The 21,508-nt window shown below is 62.6% G+C and carries 20 protein-coding genes; 11 read left to right on the top strand and 9 right to left on the bottom strand.

The window, feature by feature from the left end; genetic code table 11:
- Positions 1-890 precede the first annotated feature (890 nt).
- The 5 genes from rplS to ffh all read right to left on the bottom strand — a co-directional run bounded on the left by rplS (position 891) and on the right by ffh (position 4,458).
- On the bottom strand, positions 891-1,241 hold the full coding sequence (gene rplS, locus ACIPO9_RS21150) for a 50S ribosomal protein L19 (RefSeq protein WP_037012438.1): 351 nt from the start codon (positions 1,239-1,241) through the stop codon (positions 891-893).
- Between the two features lie 43 nt (positions 1,242-1,284).
- Complete coding sequence (trmD, locus tag ACIPO9_RS21145) at positions 1,285-2,037, bottom strand: tRNA (guanosine(37)-N1)-methyltransferase TrmD (protein WP_400608747.1); 753 nt, start codon at positions 2,035-2,037, stop codon at positions 1,285-1,287.
- A gap of 2 nt (positions 2,038-2,039) precedes the next feature.
- Positions 2,040-2,576 (bottom strand): ribosome maturation factor RimM, encoded by a 537-nt coding sequence (gene rimM / locus ACIPO9_RS21140; protein ID WP_274133784.1) that lies wholly within the window; start codon positions 2,574-2,576, stop codon positions 2,040-2,042.
- A gap of 5 nt (positions 2,577-2,581) precedes the next feature.
- On the bottom strand, positions 2,582-2,833 hold the full coding sequence (gene rpsP / locus ACIPO9_RS21135; protein WP_166593605.1) for a 30S ribosomal protein S16: 252 nt from the start codon (positions 2,831-2,833) through the stop codon (positions 2,582-2,584).
- 248 nt (positions 2,834-3,081) lie between these two features.
- Positions 3,082-4,458, bottom strand: a complete 1,377-nt coding sequence (ffh, locus tag ACIPO9_RS21130; protein ID WP_274133785.1) for a signal recognition particle protein — start codon at positions 4,456-4,458, stop codon at positions 3,082-3,084.
- 263 nt (positions 4,459-4,721) lie between these two features.
- On the opposite strand from ffh, the gene ACIPO9_RS21125 reads away from it, so the two are divergent.
- From ACIPO9_RS21125 to ACIPO9_RS21110, 4 genes are all read left to right on the top strand, one after another.
- On the top strand, positions 4,722-5,534 hold the full coding sequence (locus tag ACIPO9_RS21125) for an inner membrane protein YpjD (protein WP_274133786.1): 813 nt from the start codon (positions 4,722-4,724) through the stop codon (positions 5,532-5,534).
- A 12-nt stretch (positions 5,535-5,546) separates the two neighbouring features.
- On the top strand, positions 5,547-6,785 hold the full coding sequence (locus tag ACIPO9_RS21120; protein ID WP_400783279.1) for a CNNM domain-containing protein: 1,239 nt from the start codon (positions 5,547-5,549) through the stop codon (positions 6,783-6,785).
- 301 nt (positions 6,786-7,086) lie between these two features.
- Positions 7,087-8,409 (top strand): MFS transporter, encoded by a 1,323-nt coding sequence (locus ACIPO9_RS21115; protein WP_274133788.1) that lies wholly within the window; start codon positions 7,087-7,089, stop codon positions 8,407-8,409.
- A gap of 175 nt (positions 8,410-8,584) precedes the next feature.
- A complete protein-coding gene (locus ACIPO9_RS21110) occupies positions 8,585-9,337 on the top strand; it encodes a WbqC family protein (protein ID WP_274133789.1) in 753 nt (250 codons plus the stop codon).
- Positions 9,338-9,378: 41 nt separating this feature from the next.
- Here the strand turns inward: ACIPO9_RS21110 and purT are convergent, their stop codons facing one another.
- The 4 genes from purT to ACIPO9_RS21090 all read right to left on the bottom strand — a co-directional run bounded on the left by purT (position 9,379) and on the right by ACIPO9_RS21090 (position 12,220).
- The gene (gene purT / locus ACIPO9_RS21105; protein WP_274133790.1) at positions 9,379-10,560 is read right to left on the bottom strand and encodes a formate-dependent phosphoribosylglycinamide formyltransferase; all 1,182 of its coding nucleotides are present in this window, start codon (positions 10,558-10,560) and stop codon (positions 9,379-9,381) included.
- Between the two features lie 239 nt (positions 10,561-10,799).
- Positions 10,800-11,012, bottom strand: coding sequence for a DUF1289 domain-containing protein (locus tag ACIPO9_RS21100; RefSeq protein ID WP_400783276.1), 213 nt, complete (start codon positions 11,010-11,012; stop codon positions 10,800-10,802).
- Positions 11,012-11,536 (bottom strand): gamma carbonic anhydrase family protein, encoded by a 525-nt coding sequence (locus ACIPO9_RS21095; protein ID WP_400783274.1) that lies wholly within the window; start codon positions 11,534-11,536, stop codon positions 11,012-11,014. The genes ACIPO9_RS21100 and ACIPO9_RS21095 overlap by 1 nt, the downstream gene beginning before the upstream one ends.
- 72 nt (positions 11,537-11,608) lie before the next feature.
- Positions 11,609-12,220 carry a CoA pyrophosphatase gene (locus tag ACIPO9_RS21090; RefSeq protein ID WP_400783272.1) on the bottom strand — a complete coding sequence of 204 codons (612 nt, stop codon included), beginning with the start codon at positions 12,218-12,220 and terminating at the stop codon, positions 11,609-11,611.
- Positions 12,221-12,387: 167 nt separating this feature from the next.
- Between ACIPO9_RS21090 and ACIPO9_RS21085 the strand changes: the two genes are divergently transcribed.
- The 7 genes from ACIPO9_RS21085 to ACIPO9_RS21055 all read left to right on the top strand — a co-directional run bounded on the left by ACIPO9_RS21085 (position 12,388) and on the right by ACIPO9_RS21055 (position 21,068).
- Positions 12,388-12,939, top strand: coding sequence for an NUDIX hydrolase (locus ACIPO9_RS21085; RefSeq protein WP_274133794.1), 552 nt, complete (start codon positions 12,388-12,390; stop codon positions 12,937-12,939).
- A gap of 49 nt (positions 12,940-12,988) precedes the next feature.
- Positions 12,989-13,564 carry a murein L,D-transpeptidase family protein gene (locus ACIPO9_RS21080; RefSeq protein ID WP_400783269.1) on the top strand — a complete coding sequence of 192 codons (576 nt, stop codon included), beginning with the start codon at positions 12,989-12,991 and terminating at the stop codon, positions 13,562-13,564.
- Positions 13,565-13,898: 334 nt separating this feature from the next.
- Complete coding sequence (locus ACIPO9_RS21075; RefSeq protein ID WP_400783266.1) at positions 13,899-14,630, top strand: GntR family transcriptional regulator; 732 nt, start codon at positions 13,899-13,901, stop codon at positions 14,628-14,630.
- A 21-nt stretch (positions 14,631-14,651) separates the two neighbouring features.
- Positions 14,652-15,758: an N-acetylglucosamine-6-phosphate deacetylase gene (gene nagA, locus ACIPO9_RS21070; protein WP_274133797.1), complete on the top strand. Its 1,107-nt coding sequence runs from the start codon at positions 14,652-14,654 to the stop codon at positions 15,756-15,758.
- The gene (locus tag ACIPO9_RS21065; RefSeq protein WP_400783299.1) at positions 15,751-16,761 is read left to right on the top strand and encodes an SIS domain-containing protein; all 1,011 of its coding nucleotides are present in this window, start codon (positions 15,751-15,753) and stop codon (positions 16,759-16,761) included. Before nagA ends, ACIPO9_RS21065 begins: the two co-directional genes overlap by 8 nt.
- Positions 16,762-16,799: 38 nt before the next feature.
- On the top strand, positions 16,800-19,328 hold the full coding sequence (gene ptsP, locus ACIPO9_RS21060) for a phosphoenolpyruvate--protein phosphotransferase (protein ID WP_400783263.1): 2,529 nt from the start codon (positions 16,800-16,802) through the stop codon (positions 19,326-19,328).
- Positions 19,329-19,433: 105 nt separating this feature from the next.
- On the top strand, positions 19,434-21,068 hold the full coding sequence (locus ACIPO9_RS21055) for a PTS transporter subunit EIIC (RefSeq protein WP_400783296.1): 1,635 nt from the start codon (positions 19,434-19,436) through the stop codon (positions 21,066-21,068).
- Positions 21,069-21,508 lie beyond the last annotated feature (440 nt).

Below are 21,508 nucleotides of genomic sequence, written 5' to 3'. Positions count from 1 at the left end.
TGATCGGGCCCCCCCCGCTGCCTCCCCCCAACACCAGGGCCGCGCCCTCCACCCCGCGACGGCGTCATGTCTGACCCAGATATGCCACCTGACACACCGCGGTCGCGGGCAAGCGCGCTCCTACAAAGCAAGTAGCCGGGCGTGTCTCCTGTAGGAGTGAGCTTGCTCGCGATAGCGTTGTGTCAGGCCCTGATGCGGTGACAGATACAACGCAATCGCGAGCAAGCTCACTCCTACAGGGATTGGGGCGTTTGCGCGATCTGGGGCTGACCACCGCACTGTAGCAGCACGGCTTGCCGGCGGGGGCGATCTTGCGGACGCCCCGCAGCCTCGGCCCATAACACCGTAGGAACGCGCTTGCCCGCGACTGCGTCATGTCTGACCCAGATATGCTGGCTGACACACCGCGGTCGCGGGCAAGCGCGCTCCTACAGGGTTGGGGCGTTTGCGTGATCTGGGGCTGATCACCGCACCGTAGCAGCACGGCTTGCCGGCGGGGCGGTCTTGCGGCTGCCCCGCAGCCTCGGCACATAACACCGTAGGAGCGCGCTTGCCCGCGACGGCGGCACGTCTGACCCAAATATGCCAACTGACACACCGCGGTCGCGGGCAAGCGCGCTCCTACAGGGTTGGGGCGTTTGCGCGATCCGGGGCTGACCACCTCCTCGTAGCAGCACCGCTTGCCGGCGGGGGCGGTCTTGCGGCTGCCCCCAGCCCCGGCCCATAACACTGTAGGAGTGAGCTTGCCCGCGATAGCGTTGTGTCAGGCCCTGATGCGGTGACAGATACAACGCAATCGCGAGCAAGCTCACTCCTACAGGGATCGTGTAAACACCGGGCATAAAAAAAGCAGCCCGAAGGCTGCTTTCTTGTGCATCGAAAAACCGGCCTTAAACCAGTTTTTCCTTGATGCGAGCTGCTTTACCCGACAGGTCACGCAGGTAGTACAGCTTGGCCTTGCGAACGTCACCGCGACGTTTCACAGCCATGCTGTCGATTTGCGGGCTGTAGGTCTGGAAAGTACGCTCAACGCCAACACCGTTGGAGATTTTGCGAACGGTGAACGCACTGTTCACACCACGGTTACGCTTGGCGATTACAACGCCTTCGAACGCCTGCAGACGAGCGCGATCGCCTTCCTTCACTTTAACCTGAACGACAATGGTGTCGCCCGGTGCAAATGGAGGGATCTCTTTGGTCATCTGCTCTGCTTCGAGGGCCAGAATGATTTTGTTTGTCATGTTGTGCTCCTAAGGTAAATCGTTCGGATCTACCATCGATACGTTAACTATCGTCCCGCTCGCGGAGGTATTCCGTAAGCAGCTTGTTCTCTTCTCCAGAAAGCGAGCGCCTTTCCAGAAGATCGGCACGTCGTTCGTAGGTCCTCCCAAGGGACTGCTGCAAACGCCAGCGCCGGATATGTGCGTGGTTGCCACTGAGCAACACGTCGGGTACACGCTGATCCGCATACACCTCAGGTCGGGTGTAGTGCGGGCAATCGAGCAGACCATCCGTGAAGGAGTCTTCCTCCGCGGAGTCCGCATGCCCTAAAGCTCCGGGCAGCAGTCGTGTAACCGCATCGATCAGGACCATGGCCGGCAGCTCACCGCCAGACAACACGTAATCCCCTATCGACCACTCTTCATCGACATGCGCTTCAATGAAACGCTCATCAATGCCTTCATAACGACCCGCAATCAGGATCAGTGCCTGTTCCTGGGCCAGTTCGCGTACAGCGGACTGCTCCAGCTTGCGGCCTTGGGGCGAGAGGTAAATCACCTTCGCCGCCTCCCCTGCTGCCTGCCTGGCCTGGACCAGAGCATCTTCCAGGGGCTTGATCTTCATCACCATGCCAGGGCCACCGCCAAAAGGGCGATCGTCCACAGTGTGATGCCGATCCGTGGTGTAGTCCCGCGGATTCCAACAGGTAAGCTGCAACAGCTCCTGTTTCACCGCACGGCTGGTAATGCCGTATTCGCTGATGGCGGAAAACATCTCGGGAAACAGCGTGATGACTTCTATGCGCAGGCTGGCCATTGCTAGAAATCCGCGTCCCATTCCACCTTCATCTCGCCTGCAACCAGATCGACGGCCAACACGCATTGCTCCGTATAGGGCAACAGACGTTCGCGATCATCAAGGCTGCCTGCGCAGGGCTTGACCACCATTACATCATTGGCGCCGGTTTCCAGAAGATGATCGATCTTCCCGAGCAGTTGCCCAAGACCATCAATGACCTTCAGACCTTGCAGCTGGTACCAGTAGTACTCGCCGTCGGTCAATTCAGGGAACAGGTTGCTTGGCACGCAGATCTCGTAACCGGCCAGAAGACGAGCTTCTTCACGATCATCAAGACCCTTGAGCTTTGCGACCAGGAACTTGTCAGTTCCGCGTCCGCTGACCAGCTCGACCTGTTTCACACTACCCTCGCGCTTGAGCGTCCAGGTTTTGTACTGCAACAGGTTTTCAGTCGGATCGGTAAAGGAATACACCTTCACCTCGCCGCGAACGCCATGTACCGAATAAATCTTGCCGATGACGATGAGATCGTCGGCAGAAGCTGGCGTCGCGTTCATATTGCTCAGGCCGCAGCCTTAGCAGATTCCTTCAGCAGCGAAGCTACGCGCTCGGAAGGTTGTGCACCAACGCTGAGCCAGTAGTTCAGACGCTCTTGGTTCACGGACAGACGGATTTCCTGACCACGGGCAACCGGGTTGAAGAAACCGATTTGTTCCTTGTGGGAACCATCACGTGGGTTACGGCTGTCGGTGACAGTCAGGTGGTAAAACGGGCGCTTCTTCGAGCCGCCAAGGGCCAGACGGATTGTTAGCATTGAACAATTTCCTGTAGTCGGTGCTGCAAATCTAAGGTGCACGGACGGGCACGGGTGCCCGAAAGGCCGCATATTCTAAGGAATATCCGGACTTTTGCAAATGACTTTTTCGGGCACGAGCCGTCTGGGCCACTCAAGACTTGCCATGAAGCCATCATCTCTGACGACTGGTTAGCGCCTGCGTTAGCAGGCCAGTGGGGCGTCGCCCCAAAGAAAGTCGCGCGAAACGGGGTCTCGCGCGATACGAATCACATCTTGGGCATGCCGCCGCCGGGCAGCATGCCGCCCATGCCACGCATCATTTTGGCCATGCCGCCCTTGGTCGAAAACTTCTTCATCATCTTCTGCATCTGCTTGTGCTGTTTGATCAGACGCCCGATGTCCTGCACCTGGGTGCCGGAACCCATGGCGATACGACGCTTGCGCGAGCCGCTGATCAGCTCGGGGTCGCGGCGCTCGGCCGGGGTCATGGAGTTGATGATGGCTTCCATCTGCTTGAACTGCTTTTCGGCAGCGCTCTGGGCGTTGCCCATCTGGGCCAGGTTCACGCCACCCATGGTCGGCAGCTTGTCCATCAGGCCACCCAGGCCGCCCATGTTCTTCATCTGTTGCAGCTGGTCGCGGAAGTCTTCGAGGTCGAAGCCCTTGCCCTTCTTCAGCTTCTTGGCCAGTTTGTCGGCCTTTTCCTTGTCGAGGGTCTGTTCGGCCTGCTCGATAAGGCTGAGCACGTCGCCCATGCCCAGGATGCGCGAAGCGATGCGGTCAGGGTGGAACGGCTCGAGGGCGTCGGTCTTCTCGCCCATACCGATGAACTTGATCGGCTTGCCGGTGATGGCACGTACCGACAAGGCGGCACCGCCACGGGCGTCGCCGTCGACCTTGGTCAGGATCACGCCGGTCAGCGGCAGCGCATCGCCGAATGCCTTGGCGGTGTTGGCCGCGTCCTGGCCCGTCATGGCGTCGACCACGAACAGGGTTTCAGCCGGCTTGACCGCTGCGTGCAGGGCCTGGATCTCGCCCATCATCTCGGCGTCGATGTGCAGACGACCGGCGGTGTCGAGGATCACCACGTCGATGAACTTGAGCCTGGCTTCCTTGATCGCCGCTTCAGCGATAGCCACTGGCTTCTGGCTGATATCGGACGGGAAGAAGGTCACGCCGATGTCGTTGGCCAGGGTTTCGAGCTGTTTGATCGCCGCAGGACGGTAGACGTCCGCAGACACCACCATCACGCTCTTCTTCTTGCGCTCCTTGAGGAACTTGGCCAGCTTGCCCGCAGTGGTGGTCTTACCCGCACCCTGCAGGCCGGCCATCAGCACGACGGCAGGCGGCGCGACGTTGAGGGTCAGCTCTTCGTTGGCGGCCCCCATCATCTCTTCGAGTTCGGCCTGGACGATCTTCACGAACGCCTGGCCCGGCGTCAGGCTGCGCGACACCTCGGTGCCGACCGCGCGTTCCTTGATGCGATTGACGAAATCCTTGACCACAGGCAACGCGACGTCGGCTTCGAGCAGCGCCATACGCACTTCACGCAGTGTGTCCTTGATGTTGTCCTCGGTCAGCTTGGCCTTGCCGGTGACCTGGCGCAGCGTCTGCGAGAGACGATCTGTCAGATTTTCAAACATGCGTGATCCTTTGAGTTCGTGTCGAACCCCGGTTGTGCGGCCGCCCTGTCACGGCGCACCGGTTCTACAGTGGCTATCTATATAGAAGCAGCCTGTATACAGGGCAGCGAAAACAGCGCTCGGCGAGCCTGTGGCTTGAGCAGGTCGCGGATTATAGCGAAGAGTCGGCCCTGCGCACACCATGACGTCTGCTTCTGTGGTCTTTCGTGTACTGAGGGTTCTATGCCAAACTCAGCGGCTTTCGGGCACGCCCTCCAGGATCTATGTTCCCCTTGCCACCGAGTTTGCTATTCAGCCTCGCCGCCGCCGCTCTCTACGCCGCTGCGACCCTCTATCAAGGTACTCGCCTGCGTCAGGGCAAGAAGGCCGACAAATGGCTGCTGTGCCTGATCGGCACCCTGGCGGTCGCCTGCCAGGCCAGCGCGCTGTTCGGCCAACTGGTACGGCCCATCGGCCTGGGCCTGGACTTCTTCAGCGCCGCCAGCCTGATCGCGGTGGCGGTGATCATCGTGACCATGCTCGCCTGCATCCGCATTCCGGTGGAAATCCTGCTCATCCTGCTGTTTCCGCTAGGGCTGCTGACCACCCTGATGGCACAGTTCGCGCCCACCGGTACGCTGCAGCCGATCATCGGCGAACAGGGCCTGATCGGGCACATCCTGCTGTCGATCCTGGCCTACGGCATGTTCACCATCGCGGTGTTCCAGGCCTTGCTGCTGCTATTGCAGAACCATCAACTGAAGAACAAGCACCCCTCAGGCCTGATTCGCAACTTCCCGCCGCTGCAAACCATGGAAAGCCTGCTGTTCGGGTTCCTGTGGGCCGGCTGGACGCTGCTGTCGATGTCGCTGATTTCCGGCTGGCTGTTCGTCGAGAACCTGTTCGCCCAGCACCTGGTGCACAAGACCCTGCTGTCGATTCTCGCCTGGGTGGTGTTCAGCGTGCTGTTGTGGGGTCGCAACCGCCTGGGCTGGCGCGGTCACAAGGCGATCCGCTGGACCCTGGGCGGATTCCTGCTGCTGATGCTGGCCTACTTTGGCAGCAAGCTGGTACGCGAATACATCCTGCATATCTGACGGGCGCCGATCATGGATAACCTGCCAATTGGCACGATGCTCGCGATTCTGGCCCTGCTCACGCTGTGGTCGGGCCTGATGACCGCCGTTGAAGCCGCCCATCACAACCTGCGTGCCGCGCGCATCAACCCGCGCTCGACCGAACCGCCCAAGCCGGTGCTGGCGTTCAACATCAACAGCCTGATTCTGGGCAACACGCTGCTCAAGGTGTTGATCACCGTGCTGGCGACTCTGCTGGCCGTTGCCCAGTGGTACGTCCATGGCGCAATGATCGCCTGGATCGTGGTGGCCAGCGCACTGGTCATCATCACCGAGTTCATTCCGCGCAAGCTGGCCTCCCGCCGTCCCGAGGCCATCCTGCTGCTGGGCAACAGCGTGCTGCGCATGCCGATGCGCCTGCTGCGTCCGCTGACCTGGATCTACAAGAACGTCGCCAAACTGCTGCTACGCCCGTTCCTGTCCAGGCGGCGCCCGGACACCGCCGCCGATGACGATGATCTGGGCGCCACGATGTATCAGGACAACGACAACACCTTCGGCCGCGCCCAGGTCATTTCCGGCATCCATGCGCTGGACAGCATGACCGTCAATGACATCCTCGTGCCGCGCAGTGAAGTGGACGGGATCAATCTGGACGACAGCATCGAAGAGATCGCCGACCAGTTGATCATTTCCCGCCACACCCGCCTGCCGGTCTATCACAACGACATCAACCAGGTCGAAGGCGTGCTCAACACCCGCATGATCAGCCACCTGCTGCCACGCGGGCAGCTGACGGTGGAGGCGCTGAAAGCCGCCTGCTACGAACCCTACTTCGTGCCCGAAAGCACCCCGCTGCAATTGCAGTTGCTGAACTTTCACAAGCAGCAGCGGCGCATGGGCGTGGTGGTGGACGAATACGGCGAAGTGCTGGGCATCGTCAGCCTGGAAGACATTCTGGAAGAGATCGTCGGCGAATTCGAAAGCGAGCAATCGCTGGACAACCCGCACATTCACCCGCAGCCCGACGGCCGCCTGGTGGTCGAAGGTGCCGCATCGATCCGCGACCTCAACAAGAGCCTTGGCTGGCACTTGCCGGCCGACGGGCCGAAGACACTCAACGGCCTCATCACCGAGGCGCTGGAAACCATTCCCGACAGCTCGGTGTGCCTGAAGATCGGCCCCTACCGGCTGGAAACCCTGGAAACCGAAGACAACCGCGTCACGCGGGTGCTGATGTGGCAGAACGCCCGGACTAAACAGGTCCACTAGGCTGTTCGGCATGTTTGAAACACTTGTTTTGGCGCCTGCGCCGTTCCTATAATCGGGGCGCTTACCCAGCCCCGCCGATCCGCGTGCTACCCGCACCGTGCGTGATTCGGCCAGTCACCCAGCCTGACGTCTTTTCGCAACACCTCTGGCGCCCGCTCCCATCCCGAGCGTGCGCGATGCCTGCACCCGCATCCGGGCTAGTCTGTTCAGCGCTGTACCCAAAATAATTAATGTTTGCCCCAGCACGCGTGCGAATTTTCGTCGCCGGCTGACAGGCAAGACGACTGCCAGGGATACCCGCATGACCAGTACCTCCGCCTACCAACCCAGCGACGAGCGCGAGAGCCGTCCGGCCAACTCCGCCGCTCGGGTGGCCACCGCCAGCTTCATCGGCACCGCCATCGAGTTCTACGATTTCTACGTCTACGCCACCGCAGCGGCCCTGGTGATCGGGCCGGTGTTCTTCCCGCAGACTTCCAGCACCGCACAGATGCTGTCGGCGTTTCTGACCTTCGGTATCGCCTTCCTCGCACGCCCCTTGGGTTCTGCGCTGTTCGGCCACTTTGGCGACCGCATCGGCCGCAAGTCGACGCTGGTCGCTTCGCTGCTGCTGATGGGCATCTGCACCACGCTGATCGGCGTGCTGCCCGGCTATGACGCCATTGGCTCCTGGGCGCCGATCCTGCTGTGCGTGCTGCGCTTCGGCCAAGGCCTGGGCCTGGGCGGCGAATGGGGTGGCGCGGCGCTGCTGGCCACCGAAAACGCGCCCAAGGGCAAGCGCGCCTGGTTCGGCATGTTCCCGCAACTGGGCCCTTCGATCGGTTTCCTCGCGGCCAACGGCCTGTTTCTGACGCTGGCCATGACCTTGAGCGACGAACAGTTCCGCTCCTGGGGCTGGCGCATTCCGTTCCTGCTCAGCGCGGTGCTGGTGGTCATCGGCCTGTATGTGCGCCTGAAACTGGAAGAAACGCCGATCTTCGCCAAGGCCATCGCCCGCCATGAACGGCTGAAAATGCCGATTGCCGAGCTGTTCGCCCAGTACTGGGCGCCGATGCTGCTGGGTGCGGCGTCGATGGTGGTGTGCTACGCACTGTTCTACATCTCGACCGTGTTCTCCCTGAGCTATGGGGTCAAGAGCCTGGGCTACAGCCGCGAGTCGTTCCTGGCCATGCTGTGCTTCGCGGTGCTGTTCATGGCGCTGGCGACACCCCTGTCTGCCTGGGCCAGCGACCGTTTCGGCCGCAAGCCGGTGCTGGTCGTGGGTGGTGTGCTGGCAATCCTGTCGGGCTTCTTGATGGAGCCGCTGCTGACCCACGGCACCACCTGGGCGGTCACGCTGTTCCTGTCCATCGAGCTGTTTCTGATGGGCGTGACCTTCGCACCGATGGGCGCCATGTTGCCCGAGTTGTTTCCTACCCGCGTGCGTTACACCGGCGCGTCAGCGGCCTACAACATCGGCGGAATCGTCGGTGCTTCGGTGGCGCCGTTCTTCGCCCAGAAGCTGGTGGAAATGGGCGGCCTGAGCTGGGTGGGCGGCTACGTTTCCGCAGCGGCCCTGTTGAGCGTGATCGCCGTGTTGTGCCTGAAGGAAACCCGCGACGCCGATCTGGACAAGATCGCCTGACCCTCCCCCTCCCAACCGGACGCTGCTTGCAGTCTTTGCACTGCAAGTAGCGTTTGTCGAAAGTTCGGCTACGCTTGCGGCATAACTCTAATGTTCAACTTTGCGTCCGGCACCCTTTCAATCGCATGCCTGCATCGAGGTACCCGCCGACGTTAGTCCGACCCAGCGAGACTTTATGCCTGCTGCCTCTGCACGCCAGTCAATTGCCCAGCACAACACGCTCGGCATCATGCAACCTTACTTCTTTCCTTATCTTGGCTACTTCCAGCTGATAGCTTCGGTCGAGCGCGGGGTCATCTTCGACACGGCGCAGTACGGCCGCAAAAGCTGGATGAATCGCAACCGGATGCTCGATGGCAAGGGCGGCACCCAGTACATCAACGTGCCGGTCAGCGCGTCACTGGGCACGTCGATTCAGGCGGCCACGGTCATCGATCGCCAGGCAGCCTTGCAGCGGATTCTGGGGCAACTGGACCTGTATCGGGGAAAGGCGCCGTTTCACCCACAGGTGACAGACCTGCTGCGCAAGACCTTCAACGCGGTCAAGGGCAGCGGGCTGGGCGAACTGAACGTGCAGTCGCTCAAGGTCACGTGCGAATACCTGGGTTTGAAGTTTGGCTGGACGCCGCTCTCGGCCATGGACCTGCAACTGCCACCCATCACCCACCCTGGCGGCTGGGCGCTGGAAATCAGCAGCCGGCTGGGTGCGACGCGCTATATCAATGCGCCGGGAGGCAGGGACATATTCACCAGCAGCGATTGGCAGGACCGCCAGATCGACCTGCATTTTCTCGACCTCACGCCCTTCCAGTACGACACAGCGCCGTACGACTTCATCGAAAACCTGTCGATTCTCGATGTGCTGATGTGGAATGAGCCGCAGGCGGTGATGACGTTCATCCGGGAACACACCCGGACCGTCAGCTAGGGGTTGCTGCCGGGTCGAGACTGACCCGGCAGCAGTGTCGCTTACAACTGGACCTTGACCGCCATGGACGCGCGGGTCGCCTTGGCGCGGGCCGCTTCGATGGACTCGTCACGCGCCAGGGCCACGCCCATGCGGCGCTGGCCATTGACTTCCGGCTTGCCGAACAGGCGCAGCGCGGTGTCTGGTTCGCTCAGGGCCTGCTCCAGATTGGCGAAAGCGGTCTGGGTCGAAGTGCCTTCCACCAGGATCACCGCAGAAGCGGACGGGCCGAACTGACGGATCAGCGGGATCGGCAGGCCGAGAATGGCGCGGGCATGCAGTGCGAACTGCGACAGGTCCTGGGAAATCAGGGTCACCAGGCCCGTGTCGTGGGGGCGCGGCGAGACTTCGCTGAACCACACCTGATCACCCTTGATGAACAGCTCGACGCCGAACAGGCCGCGGCCGCCCAGTGCTTCGGTCACAGCCTTGGCAACGCGCTCGGATTCAGCCAGTGCCGCCGGGCTCATGGCCTGTGGCTGCCAGGATTCCTGATAGTCGCCCTTCTCCTGACGATGGCCGACCGGCGCGCAGAAGGTGGTGCCGCCAACGTGACGCACGGTCAGCAGGGTGATTTCGTAGTCGAAGTCGATGAAGCCTTCGATGATGACGCGACCTTTACCCGCCCGGCCGCCTTCCTGGGCGTAGTCCCAGGCTTTCTGCACGTCGGCTTCGGTTTTCAGCAGGCTCTGGCCCTTGCCCGACGAACTCATCACCGGCTTGACCACGCACGGGAAGCCCAGGTCTTCGACGGCCTTCTTGTAGTCTTCGAAGGTGTCGGCGAAGTGGTATGGCGAGGTCGGCAGGTCCAGCTCTTCAGCGGCCAGGCGGCGAATGCCTTCGCGGTTCATGGTCAGCTGGGTGGCACGGGCGGTCGGGATGACGGTAAAGCCTTCGGACTCGAGTTCGACCAGGGTCGCGGTGGCGATGGCTTCGATTTCCGGGACGATGTAATGCGGTTTCTCCGCTTCGATCACTGCACGCAGCGCCGTGCCGTCGAGCATGTTGATGACGTGGCTGCGGTGCGCGACCTGCATGGCCGGGGCGTTGGCATAACGGTCGACGGCAATGACTTCAACGCCCAGGCGTTGCAGTTCGATGACCACTTCCTTGCCAAGCTCGCCACAACCGCAAAGCATGACGCGGGTCGCGGTCGGCGACAGTGGAGTTCCGATTTGAGTCATCTCAGGTCCTCGTGGAGCGGATATCGAGGGCAGCCCGGCATGTGCGAGCGACCACAGGGGAGAAAGGCGCGCAATTTAACATGAAGGACGCAGATTTGGCTGGCCGTCTGATGGCCGACGCCGGTCACTGATGGCCGACGTCACTTTCTGTAGGAGCGCGCTTGCCCGCGACCGCGATGTGTCTGAAACATTTATGTGACAGACACATCGCCATCGCGGGCAAGCGCGCTCCTACAGGGTCAGCGAACCGAAAACATCATCCCGCCCGCTCTCGCCCGTTCGCCACACAGCAACAGCACCGCGCGCCGCTCGTCGTTGCTCATGCGGCTCCAGCCGGTAATCTCGGCCACGGTGCGCTGGCAGCCGACGCAAACGTCGTGGTCGTCCAGCGCGCAGATGTTCACGCAGGGCGAACGTACGGGTCTTTCATGAGCGGGGGTTTCGGTGGACATCAGTCTTCCTGTGGTGCCAGATCACGTGCATAACGCTGGGCATTATGAACGTAGTGAGCGGCGCTGGCTTCGAGCATTTTCTTCTGGGCGTCGGTCAGTTCGCGCACGATCTTGCCCGGCGAGCCCATGACCAGCGAGCCATCGGGAATCACCTTGCCCTCCCCGATCAGCGAATTGGCGCCGATGATGCAGTATTTGCCGATCTTCGCGCCGTTAAGGATCACCGAATTGATGCCGATCAGCGTGTTGTCATCGACCGTGCAGCCGTGAAGCATCACGTTGTGGCCGATGGTCACGTTCTTGCCGATGGTCAGCGGCGAGCCCATGTCGGTGTGCATCACGGTGCCATCCTGCACATTGCTGTTCTCGCCGATGTCGATCAGCTCGTTGTCGCCGCGCAGCACCGCACCGAACCAGACGCTGGCGTTGGCCTGCAGGCGTACCTTGCCGATCAGGGTCGCGGTGGGGGCGATCCAGCTTTGCGGATGAGCTTCGACGCGGGCGTCTCCCAGACGGTATTTCATATTGTTCTTCCTTCATGGCGCAGCTCTACGGCCGCAGGTCGAGCGCAGGGGCTCACGGTATGACAACAGGGCTCAGGACTTCAGGGTCAGGATGGTCGAACGGCTGGGCGGACGATGCAGGTCGATGTCGCTGTCGAACAGCACGTTCATCAGCTCGACGATCATGATCGCGGTCAGGCCCCAGATCTTGAACTCGCCATAGCGGTAGCTGGGCACGTACCAGCTGCGGCCCTGGTAATCGATGCGGTGGGTATGCTCGCGTGCATCCTGGCGAAAGAATTCGAGGGGAACACTGAACACGGCGGCGATCTCGCCATCGTTGGGGCGGTATTCGACAAAATCGGGGATCACCCCGACATAAGGCGTGACCTTGATCCCGTGCTTGGAAATCAACTGGCCAAGGGGGCCGACGACTTCCACGAGCCCGGGCGGCAGGCCGATTTCTTCCTCGGCCTCGCGCAGGGCGGTGAACACCAGGTCAGGGTCTTCGGGGTCGCGGCGCCCGCCGGGAAACGCCACTTCGCCACCGTGGGTGGACAGGCCGCTGGCGCGCAAGGTCAGGACCAGCTCGGGGTCGTCGCTGCGGGTGATGGGCAGCAGCACCGCCGCTTCAGGGAAGCGCGCATCAGTCTCCAGGGTGCCTGGCGTGTGGCTGCTTATACGGCGAAGTAGCTCGTCCAGCATGGGAAGCCTCGATCTTTTGCCTACCCGGCATGATGCACCAAAGCGGCGGCGCGCCCAAGCCCTTGTCGGGGGCCCGGGCCGTTTGTCGGGTTTGCCTGGCAACGCCCCCTTGCCGGACACCTGCGCCACACGCCAAGATAGCCGCTGACGCAAGGAACGACTCGAACATGAAATTCTGCAGCCAGTGTGGCGAACAGGTTACCCAGCGCATTCCGGAAGGCGACAGCCGCCCACGCTTCGTGTGCGACCACTGCCAGACCATTCATTACCAGAACCCCAATATCGTGGCCGGTGTGCTGCCGGTCTGGGGCGACAAGGTGCTGCTGTGCCGGCGCGCCATCGAGCCGCGCCTGGGCTACTGGACGCTGCCGGCGGGCTTCATGGAAAACGGCGAGTCGGTCGAGCAGGCCGCACGCCGGGAGACCGTCGAGGAAGCCTGTGCGGTACTGGAAGACTTGCACCTGTACGCGATGATCGATGTGCCGCACATCAGCCAGGTGCACATCTTCTACCGCGCCAACATGGCCAGCGAAGATTACGCTGCCGGCGTGGAAAGCCTTGAGGTAAAGCTGTTCGACGAAGCTGACATTCCCTGGTCCGAGCTGGCTTTCCACACGGTCAGGCGTACCCTAGAATGCTTCTTCCACGACCGGCGGCATCAAGTTTTCCCCGTGCATACCGATTGCCTGTCTGTTACACCTGCACTCAAGACCACTTGATAACATGAGCCCGGCGCCACGACGCGCAGGCTTCAGGGATACCGTTTCGATGCGCTGTCTGCTTGCCGTTTCATGCCTGTTCGCCTGTCTGTCTGTCGCTCCGATGTCCCAGGCCGCGTTCACCCAGACCATCGTGCCCAAGGGCAGCGAGCAGAAATTCGTCGACGGCAAGGTGGTGGACACCGCTGACATTTCCGAGCGCTCCATCGACAAGGTGCTGGTGCTCAAGTCCGCGCACCAGTTGCAGTTGATCAGCAAGGGCGAGCCGCTCAAGACCTATCGCATCTCGCTGGGCAAGGCGCCCAGGGGCCCGAAACTGCAGGAAGGCGACCAGCGCACACCGGAAGGTTTCTACTGGCTCGACTGGCGCAAGACCAGCGATGCCTTCAACCTGTCGATGCACATCTCCTACCCCAACATCTCCGATTCCGCACGCGCCCGCCGCGAAGGCGTGAACCCCGGCAGCATGATCATGATCCACGGCACGCCGATCAACGAAGAATACCCGGAGTGGTATTTCCACACCCTGGACTGGACCAACGGCTGCATCGCCATGCGCAACAGCGACATCCGCGAAGTCTGGGACCTGGTCAAGGACGGCACGATGATCGAGATCCGTCCGTAACCAATCTAACACCACTTCTCGTCTGCACTTCCCCCATACGGCTCACCGCATCCTCGTGCGGCACCGCATCCCATACTGCTCACCGCACTCCCCCCGTAGCAGCACGGCTTGCCGGCGGGAGCGGTGTATCAGATCCATCCCTTCAAGCTGACACTCCGCTCCCGCCGGCAAGCCGTGCTGCTACGAGGCGTGTCGTTTGCAAGATAGTTGAACGATGCCACAGCAACGGTTTTGTCACCGGGCAGTGACGAACCCGTCATTGACGTGGTATTCAAGTGGTATTACTTTCGGATGCACTCTCCGAACATAATTCCAACCACTTCGGACCCCGTACATGACCTCGATCCTCGCCCTGCGCCCCGACGACAGCCAGCCGACGCCGCTCTATCTGCAACTGGCGCGCAACCTGGAAGCGGCCATCCATGCAGGTCAGTGGAAAGCCGAGCAGGCGCTGCCCTCCGAGCGCAGCCTCAGCGAAACCCTGAACATTTCCCGCGTCACCGCGCGCAAGGCACTGGAAATCCTGCTGGAGCAGGGCCTGATCCGACGCAGCCAGGGCTCGGGCACCTTCATAACGCCGCGCCTGGAACAACCCTTGTCGCGCCTTTCCAGTTTCAGCGAAATGCTCCGGCTCAAAGGCTTCACCCCCAGCTCCCAGTGGCTTAAGCGTGACATCACCCTGCCGACCCACGAAGAACTTATCCGCCTGAGCTTGTCGCCCACCGAGAAAGTCGCGCGGCTCAAACGCCTGCGCAAGGCCGACGGCATCGTCATGGCCGTCGAGCTCAGTGCACTCCCCGCAGCGCTGCTGCCTGAACCCGAGGCGATTGGCGATTCGCTCTACGCCCACCTCGATTCGATCGGGCGTCCCGTGGTGCGCGCCCTGCAACACATCCGCGCGATCAACGCATCCGAGGAAATGGCCGCGATGGTGGGCATCGAAACCGGCACCGCAATGCTGCTGATGACCCGTATCGGCTATCTGGCGGACAACACCCCCATCGAGCTGACCGACACCTATTGCCGCGACGACTACTACGACTTCGTCGCCGAACTGCGGCGTTGAGCGCCTGACCACGGAGCCAGCATGTCCGACTTCAACATCCTTACCCCTGACGGCTGGATTCGCGGCCGCCTGAATCACCAGGACGGTCGCGTGACGCAGATCGACGGCGTGCCGTGCGACCCCGCTGCGAACGACCTGCCGTACCTGCTGCCGGGCTTCATCGACCTGCACGTGCACGGCGGTGGCGGCGCGGACATCATGGAAGGTGCCGACAGCTTCGCCACCATCGCCCGCACCCACCTGCGCTTCGGCACCACTTCGATGCTGGCCACCACCATGACCGCGCCGGCCCATGAAATCAGCCAGGTGCTGAGCGCGCTGGGTGCCTTCTGCGAAACCCGCCAACCGGGCACCGCCCGCGTGCTGGGCGTGCATCTGGAAGGGCCCTACATCAATCCCGGAAAGCTCGGCGCGCAGCCTAACCATGCCCACGCCGCGCTGCTGGGTGAAGTCGATGATTACCTCACGCGCGCGCCGATCAAAGTCATCACCATCGCCCCTGAAATCGCCGGGCATGTGGAACTGATCAAGACCCTGTCCAGCCGCGGCGTGCGCCTGCAGATCGGCCACACCCTGGGCAGCTATGAAGAAGGCGTCAAGGCGCTGGAAGCAGGCGCCAGCAGCTTCACCCACCTGTACAACGCCATGAGCCCGCTGCATCACCGCGAGCCTGGCATCGTTGGTGCGGCGCTGGCCCATGCGCGTTATGCCGAACTGATTCCGGACCTGCTGCACGTGCACCCCGGCGCCATCCGCGTGGCGCTGCGCTCGATCCCCTGCCTGTATTGCGTCACCGATTCCACCGCCGCCACCGGCATGCCCGATGGCGAGTACAAACTGGGCAGCCACACCGTCACCAAATGCCTGGGCGGCGTGCGCCTGGCCGACGGCACCCTGGCTGGCAGCACACTGACCATGGACCAGGCGCTGCGCAACCTGGTGAAGATCGGCCTGCCATTGAGTGAAGCCTCACAGCGCCTGTCGCAATTTCCTGCGGATTACCTGGGCATTCAGGAACGTGGCCGGCTGGAAAAAGGCAGTTGGGCCGACGCCGTTTATCTGGATCGCGATCTGAAACTGACCGCCGTCATGGTTGAAGGAGAAACCATTGAACTCAAGAATGCTTGATGAGGCACTTGCCTCCCATGATGTCATCCAGCGCCAACTGGAGGTGCTGGAACCGCGCCTGATCGCTGTGGCCGAACGCCTGCGCCAGAGTGAGCCAAAGGTGATCGTCTCGGTGGCGCGCGGCAGTTCCGACCACGCGGCAAGCTATTTCGCCTACCTGACCATGCAACTGGCGGGCGTGCCGGTGGCTTCGTTGCCGATGTCGGTGGTCACCCTGCATGACTCGCCCATGCGGGTGCAGGGCCAGCCCGCCTTCGCCTTCTCGCAGTCGGGGCAAAGCCCGGATCTGGTCGGCAGCATGGAGAAACTGCGCCAGCAAGGCGCGCTCACCGTGGCTCTGATCAACGCCGAAGACTCGCCTCTGGAGCACGCCTGCGAATGCGTACTGCCACTCTGCGCCGGCCCTGAACTGAGCGTCGCCGCGACCAAGAGCTTCATCGCGACCTTGAGCGCCAGCGCCCGCCTCGTCGCCCACTGGCAACAGGACGCGCAATTGCTGCAAGCCGGTCGCACCCTGCCCGGCCAGTTGCAGGCTGCGGCGCGTCAGGACTGGTCCGCCGCCGTCGATGCGCTGCGCGACTGTCAGCGGCTGATGGTCATTGGCCGCGGCACAGGTTTCGCGATTGCCCAGGAAGCGGCGCTCAAATTCAAGGAAACCTCGTCCATCCAGGCCGAAGCCTTCAGCAGCGCCGAAGTGCGCCACGGCCCGATGGCGCTGGTGGGCGACCACTACCCGCTGCTGATCTTCGCCACCCGAGGTGCCGAACAGGCCAGCCTGCTGGCGCTCGCCGCCGACATGCGCGAGCGCGGCGCCACCGTGCTGCTGGCTGCGCCCGACGACATTGCCGAACGTGACCTGACGCTGACCTGCGCCGACCACCCGGCCCTCGATCCGATTCTCGCCATTCAAAGCTTCTACGTGATGGCCGCTGCACTGGCGCAGGCCCGGGGCCTGGACCCGGACCAGCCGCGCCACCTGAGCAAAGTCACCAAAACTCACTGACCGCACGCCGACCGGCCGATGCCTGCAAGGACGATGTCATGAATAACAATAAACAGATGACGTTCAGCGCCCCGTTCAGCGGAGCCCTGCTGACACTGGCGCAGATTCCCGACCCGGTTTTCGCCAGCGGCGCGATGGGCACCGGCCTGGCCATCGACCCGCTGGATGACGTGCTGCACGCGCCCTTTGCCGGCGTGGTCATCAACATCGCCCGCACTCGCCATGCCATCAACCTGCGTGCCGACAACGGCAGCGAGTGGCTGCTGCACGTGGGCATCGATACGGTCGAACTGGGCGGCGAAGGTTTCGAAGCCCTGGTCAAGGAAGGCCAGCGCGTGAGCGAAGGTCTGCCGTTGCTGCGATTCGATCTGGATCACGTGGCGCGCCATTGCCGCAGCCTGGTCAGCGCGCTGATCCTGCTCAATGGCGACCGCTTCTCGCTCGACCCTGTTCAGGCTTCTGGCACGGTCAACGTGGGCGAGCTGCTACTTAACGTCGCAGCGCTGGCCCGACCTGATGATTCAGACTCAAACCACGACCCACGGGCCAAACAGGCACGGGGCACCATTCGTGTCGCACACAACGGCGGATTGCACGCCCGCCCGGCGGCGCTGGTGCGCCAGACCGCACGCCAGTTCGCCAGCCATGCCGAGCTGCATTTCGCCGGGACCAGCGCCTCCACCGACAGCGTCACCGCCCTCATGGGCCTGGGCGTTGCCGAGCAGGACGAAGTGGAAGTGGTGTGCCTGGGTCACGACAGTGAAGTGGCATTGCAGGCGCTGCTCAAGGCGCTGTCCACACCCTCTCCGGATGAGAAGCCCCACGGGATCGCTGCTATTGCACAGACGCGCGCCGCTTCGATCACCGAACCCGGCATCCTCACCGGCGTCACCGCATCCCCGGGGCTGGCCAGCGGCCCGCTGTTCCGGCTGAACACCATCGAACTGGACGAAGACACCGGCGGCCACCGCCCGGACGAGCAACGGCAGATCCTCAGCGAAGCGCTGGTGCAGGTTCGCACAGAGATCAGCGCCTCGCTCAATCACGATCAGGACGAACAGAGCGCGATTTTCGCCACCCACCTTGCGATGCTCGAAGACCCCGCCCTGCTCGACGCCGCCGTCGATGCCATCGACCAGGGCAAGAGCGCGGCCCACGCCTGGAGTCAGGCGGTACTGGCTCAGTGTGAACATCTGCAGACACTGGGCAACCCGCTGCTGGCCGAGCGCGCCAACGACCTCCGCGATCTGCGCCAGCGCGTGCTGTTGAGCCTGCTGGGTGAAGCGCGCTGCGTCGAGGTGCCGGCCGGGGCTATCGTTGTCGCAACCGAACTGACGCCTTCGGATCTGTTGATGCTGGCCGAGTGCGGCATCGGCGGTATCTGCATGGCCGAGGGTGGCGCCACTTCCCATGTGGCGATTCTGGCGCGGGGCAAGGGTCTGCCGTGCCTGGTGGCCATGGGTGGCGATCTGCTCGACGCAGCGCAGGAACAGGAAGTGGTACTGGACGCCGACAACGGTCGTCTCGAGCTGGCACCGGACGCCACTCGCCTGCAGGCGATTCAGGCGCTACGCAGCCAACGCTTCGAACAACGCCAGCGCGAGCAGCAAAGCGCTCACCTGCCCGCCCTGACTCAGGATGGCGTGGCGGTGGAAATTGCCGCCAACGTCGCGTCTCGCGCCGACACCGAAAACGCGCAGCTCAATGGCGCCGATGGCGTGGGCCTGCTGCGCACGGAATTCCTCTTCGTCGACCGCAGCGCGGCACCCACCGAAGACGAACAACTGGCGGCCTATCAGTCGGTGCTCGATGCAATCGCACAGAAGCCGGTGATCATCCGCACCATCGACATCGGCGGCGACAAGCAACTGCACTACCTGCCCCTGCCGGCCGAAGCCAATCCGGTGCTGGGCCTGCGCGGGATTCGCCTGGGCCAGGCCCGACCCGAATTGCTCGACCAGCAGTTGCGCGCCTTGTTGCGCGTAACGCCCCTGAGCCGCTGCCGCATTCTGCTGCCGATGATCACCGAGGTCAGCGAATTGATCGCGGTGCGTCGGCGTATCGACGAACTCGCGCAACTGGCCGGCATCCACGAACGCCCTGAGTTGGGCGTGATGGTCGAAGTACCCTCTGCGGCATTGCTGGCAGAACGGCTGGCCGAGCATGCGGACTTTCTGTCCATCGGTACCAACGATCTGTCGCAATACACCCTGGCCATGGATCGCGATCACGCAGGCCTCGCCGCGCGGGTCGATGCCATGCACCCGGCGCTGCTGAAACTGATCGACATGACCTGCACCGCTGCCGCCAGCAAAGGCCGTTGGGTCGGTGTGTGCGGGGCGTTGGCCAGCGACCCGCTCGCCACCGCGGCGCTGATCGGCCTGGGCGTGCGCGAGCTTTCGGTAAGCCCGCCACAGGTCGGTCAGATCAAGGCGCAGGTCCGCGAACTCGACACCCGCCAATGCCAAGCCCTGGCCCAGCACCTGCTGACGCTGGGCAGCGCCGCCGAGGTGCGAGCGGCCTGCAACACCTTCCAGACTCAGGTCCAGAGCAAGCGATCTGCCTGAACAGAGCCCCTGCTCCTCAATAACAAGCACAAGAACAGAACGCCAAGGAGAGACGCCGTGTACCAACATTTCATCGAAGGGCTGCAACGGCTGGGGCGCGCATTGATGCTGCCCATCGCCATCCTGCCGATTGCCGGCCTGCTGCTGCGCCTGGGCGACACCGACCTGTTGAACATCGCGATCATCCACGCGGCGGGCAACGCGATCTTCAGCAACCTGGCACTGATCTTCGCCATCGGCATCGCCGTGGGTTTCGCCCGGGACAATAACGGCACTGCGGGCCTTGCGGGCGCCATCGGCTACCTGGTGATGACTTCCACGCTCAAGGTGCTCGACGCGCACATCGACATGGGCATGCTGGCCGGGATCATCTCGGGCCTGCTGGCGGGCGGGCTGTACAACAGGTTCAAGGACATCGCCCTGCCGGAGTACCTGGCGTTCTTTGGCGGTCGGCGCTTCGTGCCGATTGCGACCGGGCTGTCCGCGGTGGTGCTGGGGCTGGTCTTCGGCCTGATCTGGCCGCCCGTGCAGAACGGCATCAACACTCTTGGCCAACTGATGCTGGAGAGCGGCAGCGTCGGCGCGTTCTTCTTCGGAGTGATGAACCGCATCCTGATCGTCACCGGCCTGCACCACATCCTCAACAACCTGGTGTGGTTCGTCTTCGGCAGCTTCACCGATCCTGAAACCGGCCGCGTGGTCACCGGCGATCTGGCGCGTTATTTTGCCGGCGACCCGAACGCCGGGCAGTTCATGACCGGCATGTTCCCCATGATGATCTTCGGCCTGCCCGCCGCGTGCCTGGCGATGTACCGCAATGCACTGCCGGGCCAGCGCAAGCTGATCGGCGGGATCCTGCTGTCGATGGCACTGACCTCGGCGCTGACCGGCGTCACCGAACCCATCGAATTCGCCTTCATGTTTCTGGCGCCACTGCTCTATGTGCTGCACGCCCTGCTGACCGGGCTGGCGATGGCGCTGGCAAGCCTGCTGGACATCCACCTGGGCTTCACCTTTTCCGGCGGCGCCATCGACATGGCGCTGGGCTGGGGCAAGTCCACCAACGGCTGGCGCGTACTGCCGCTGGGCGCCGCCTACGCCGTGGTCTATTACCTGGTGTTCGACCAGTGCATCAAGCGCTTCAACCTGAAAACCCCGGGCCGTGAACAGGTGTCCAGCAGCACCGCCCATGTCGCGCAGAGCGACCGTGCGGGCGCCTACATCAAGGCGCTGGGCGGCGCTGAAAACCTGCTGAGCATCGGTGCCTGCACCACCCGCCTGCGCCTGCAACTGGCGGACCGCACCCTGGCCAAGGATACCGAACTGAAAGCATTGGGAGCGATGGCGGTAGTGCGCCCGGGCAGTGGCGGCAGCCTGCAGATCGTGGTCGGCCCGCTGGCAGACAGCATCGCCGACGAACTGCGCGAAGCCCTGCCACACTCGACATCTGCCCAGCCCGTTGCGCAGCCCGAAGCGCCGGCTCAGCAAACGGTGGATATCGGTCAGGCCGCGCAGTGGTTCAAGGCGCTGGGCGGCAAGGCGGTAGTCGATGTGGAATGTGTCGCGCTGACGCGCCTGCGGGTGCAGTTGAAGGAAGGCCAATCATTGGCGGCCGGCCAACTGGAAGCGCTGGGATGCCAGGGCGTGAGAAGCCTGGGCAGTGGTGTGTGGCATGTGCTGGTGGGGGAAGGTGCTCAGGGGTTGAGCGAGGTGTTGCGCGGGATGGTGACAACCAACTAACACCGACCACCGTAGGAGCGCGCTTGCCCGCGACGGCATTCCAACCGACGCTGCTGCGTCGAATGACACACCGCCGTCGCGGGCAAGGGCGCTCCTACAGGGGGTTTGTGCCGGACAACAGCAATAGATCGACATATCAAGGTCAAAACTTCCAGTTACATAGCTGCTGCATTTCAGAGTTGTGCACGAGTTCAAACCTTGTTACGTAATGCTGCAATGCATCACATGTATTTCATTCATCGCAATTGACACCCCACGACCACACTGCTACTTTCAAATCACTGTGGCCCTACACCACAGTTAGTAGCCAAGACTGGGATGTCTAAAAATGTATTATTATATTTCTGAGCCACACTCCCCGCACAATACCCACACTCGCTGCTGTCGTGCCGTCCTGGCCATCTTCAAAAGTAATATCTGGCGTCGCTAATCCTCAACAA

The organism is Pseudomonas sp. NPDC090203, from assembly GCF_044746765.1.
In the GTDB taxonomy this organism is placed as follows: Bacteria; Pseudomonadota; Gammaproteobacteria; order Pseudomonadales; family Pseudomonadaceae; genus Aquipseudomonas; species Aquipseudomonas putida_AD.
This window is presented reverse-complemented; position numbering and strand designations above follow the sequence as displayed.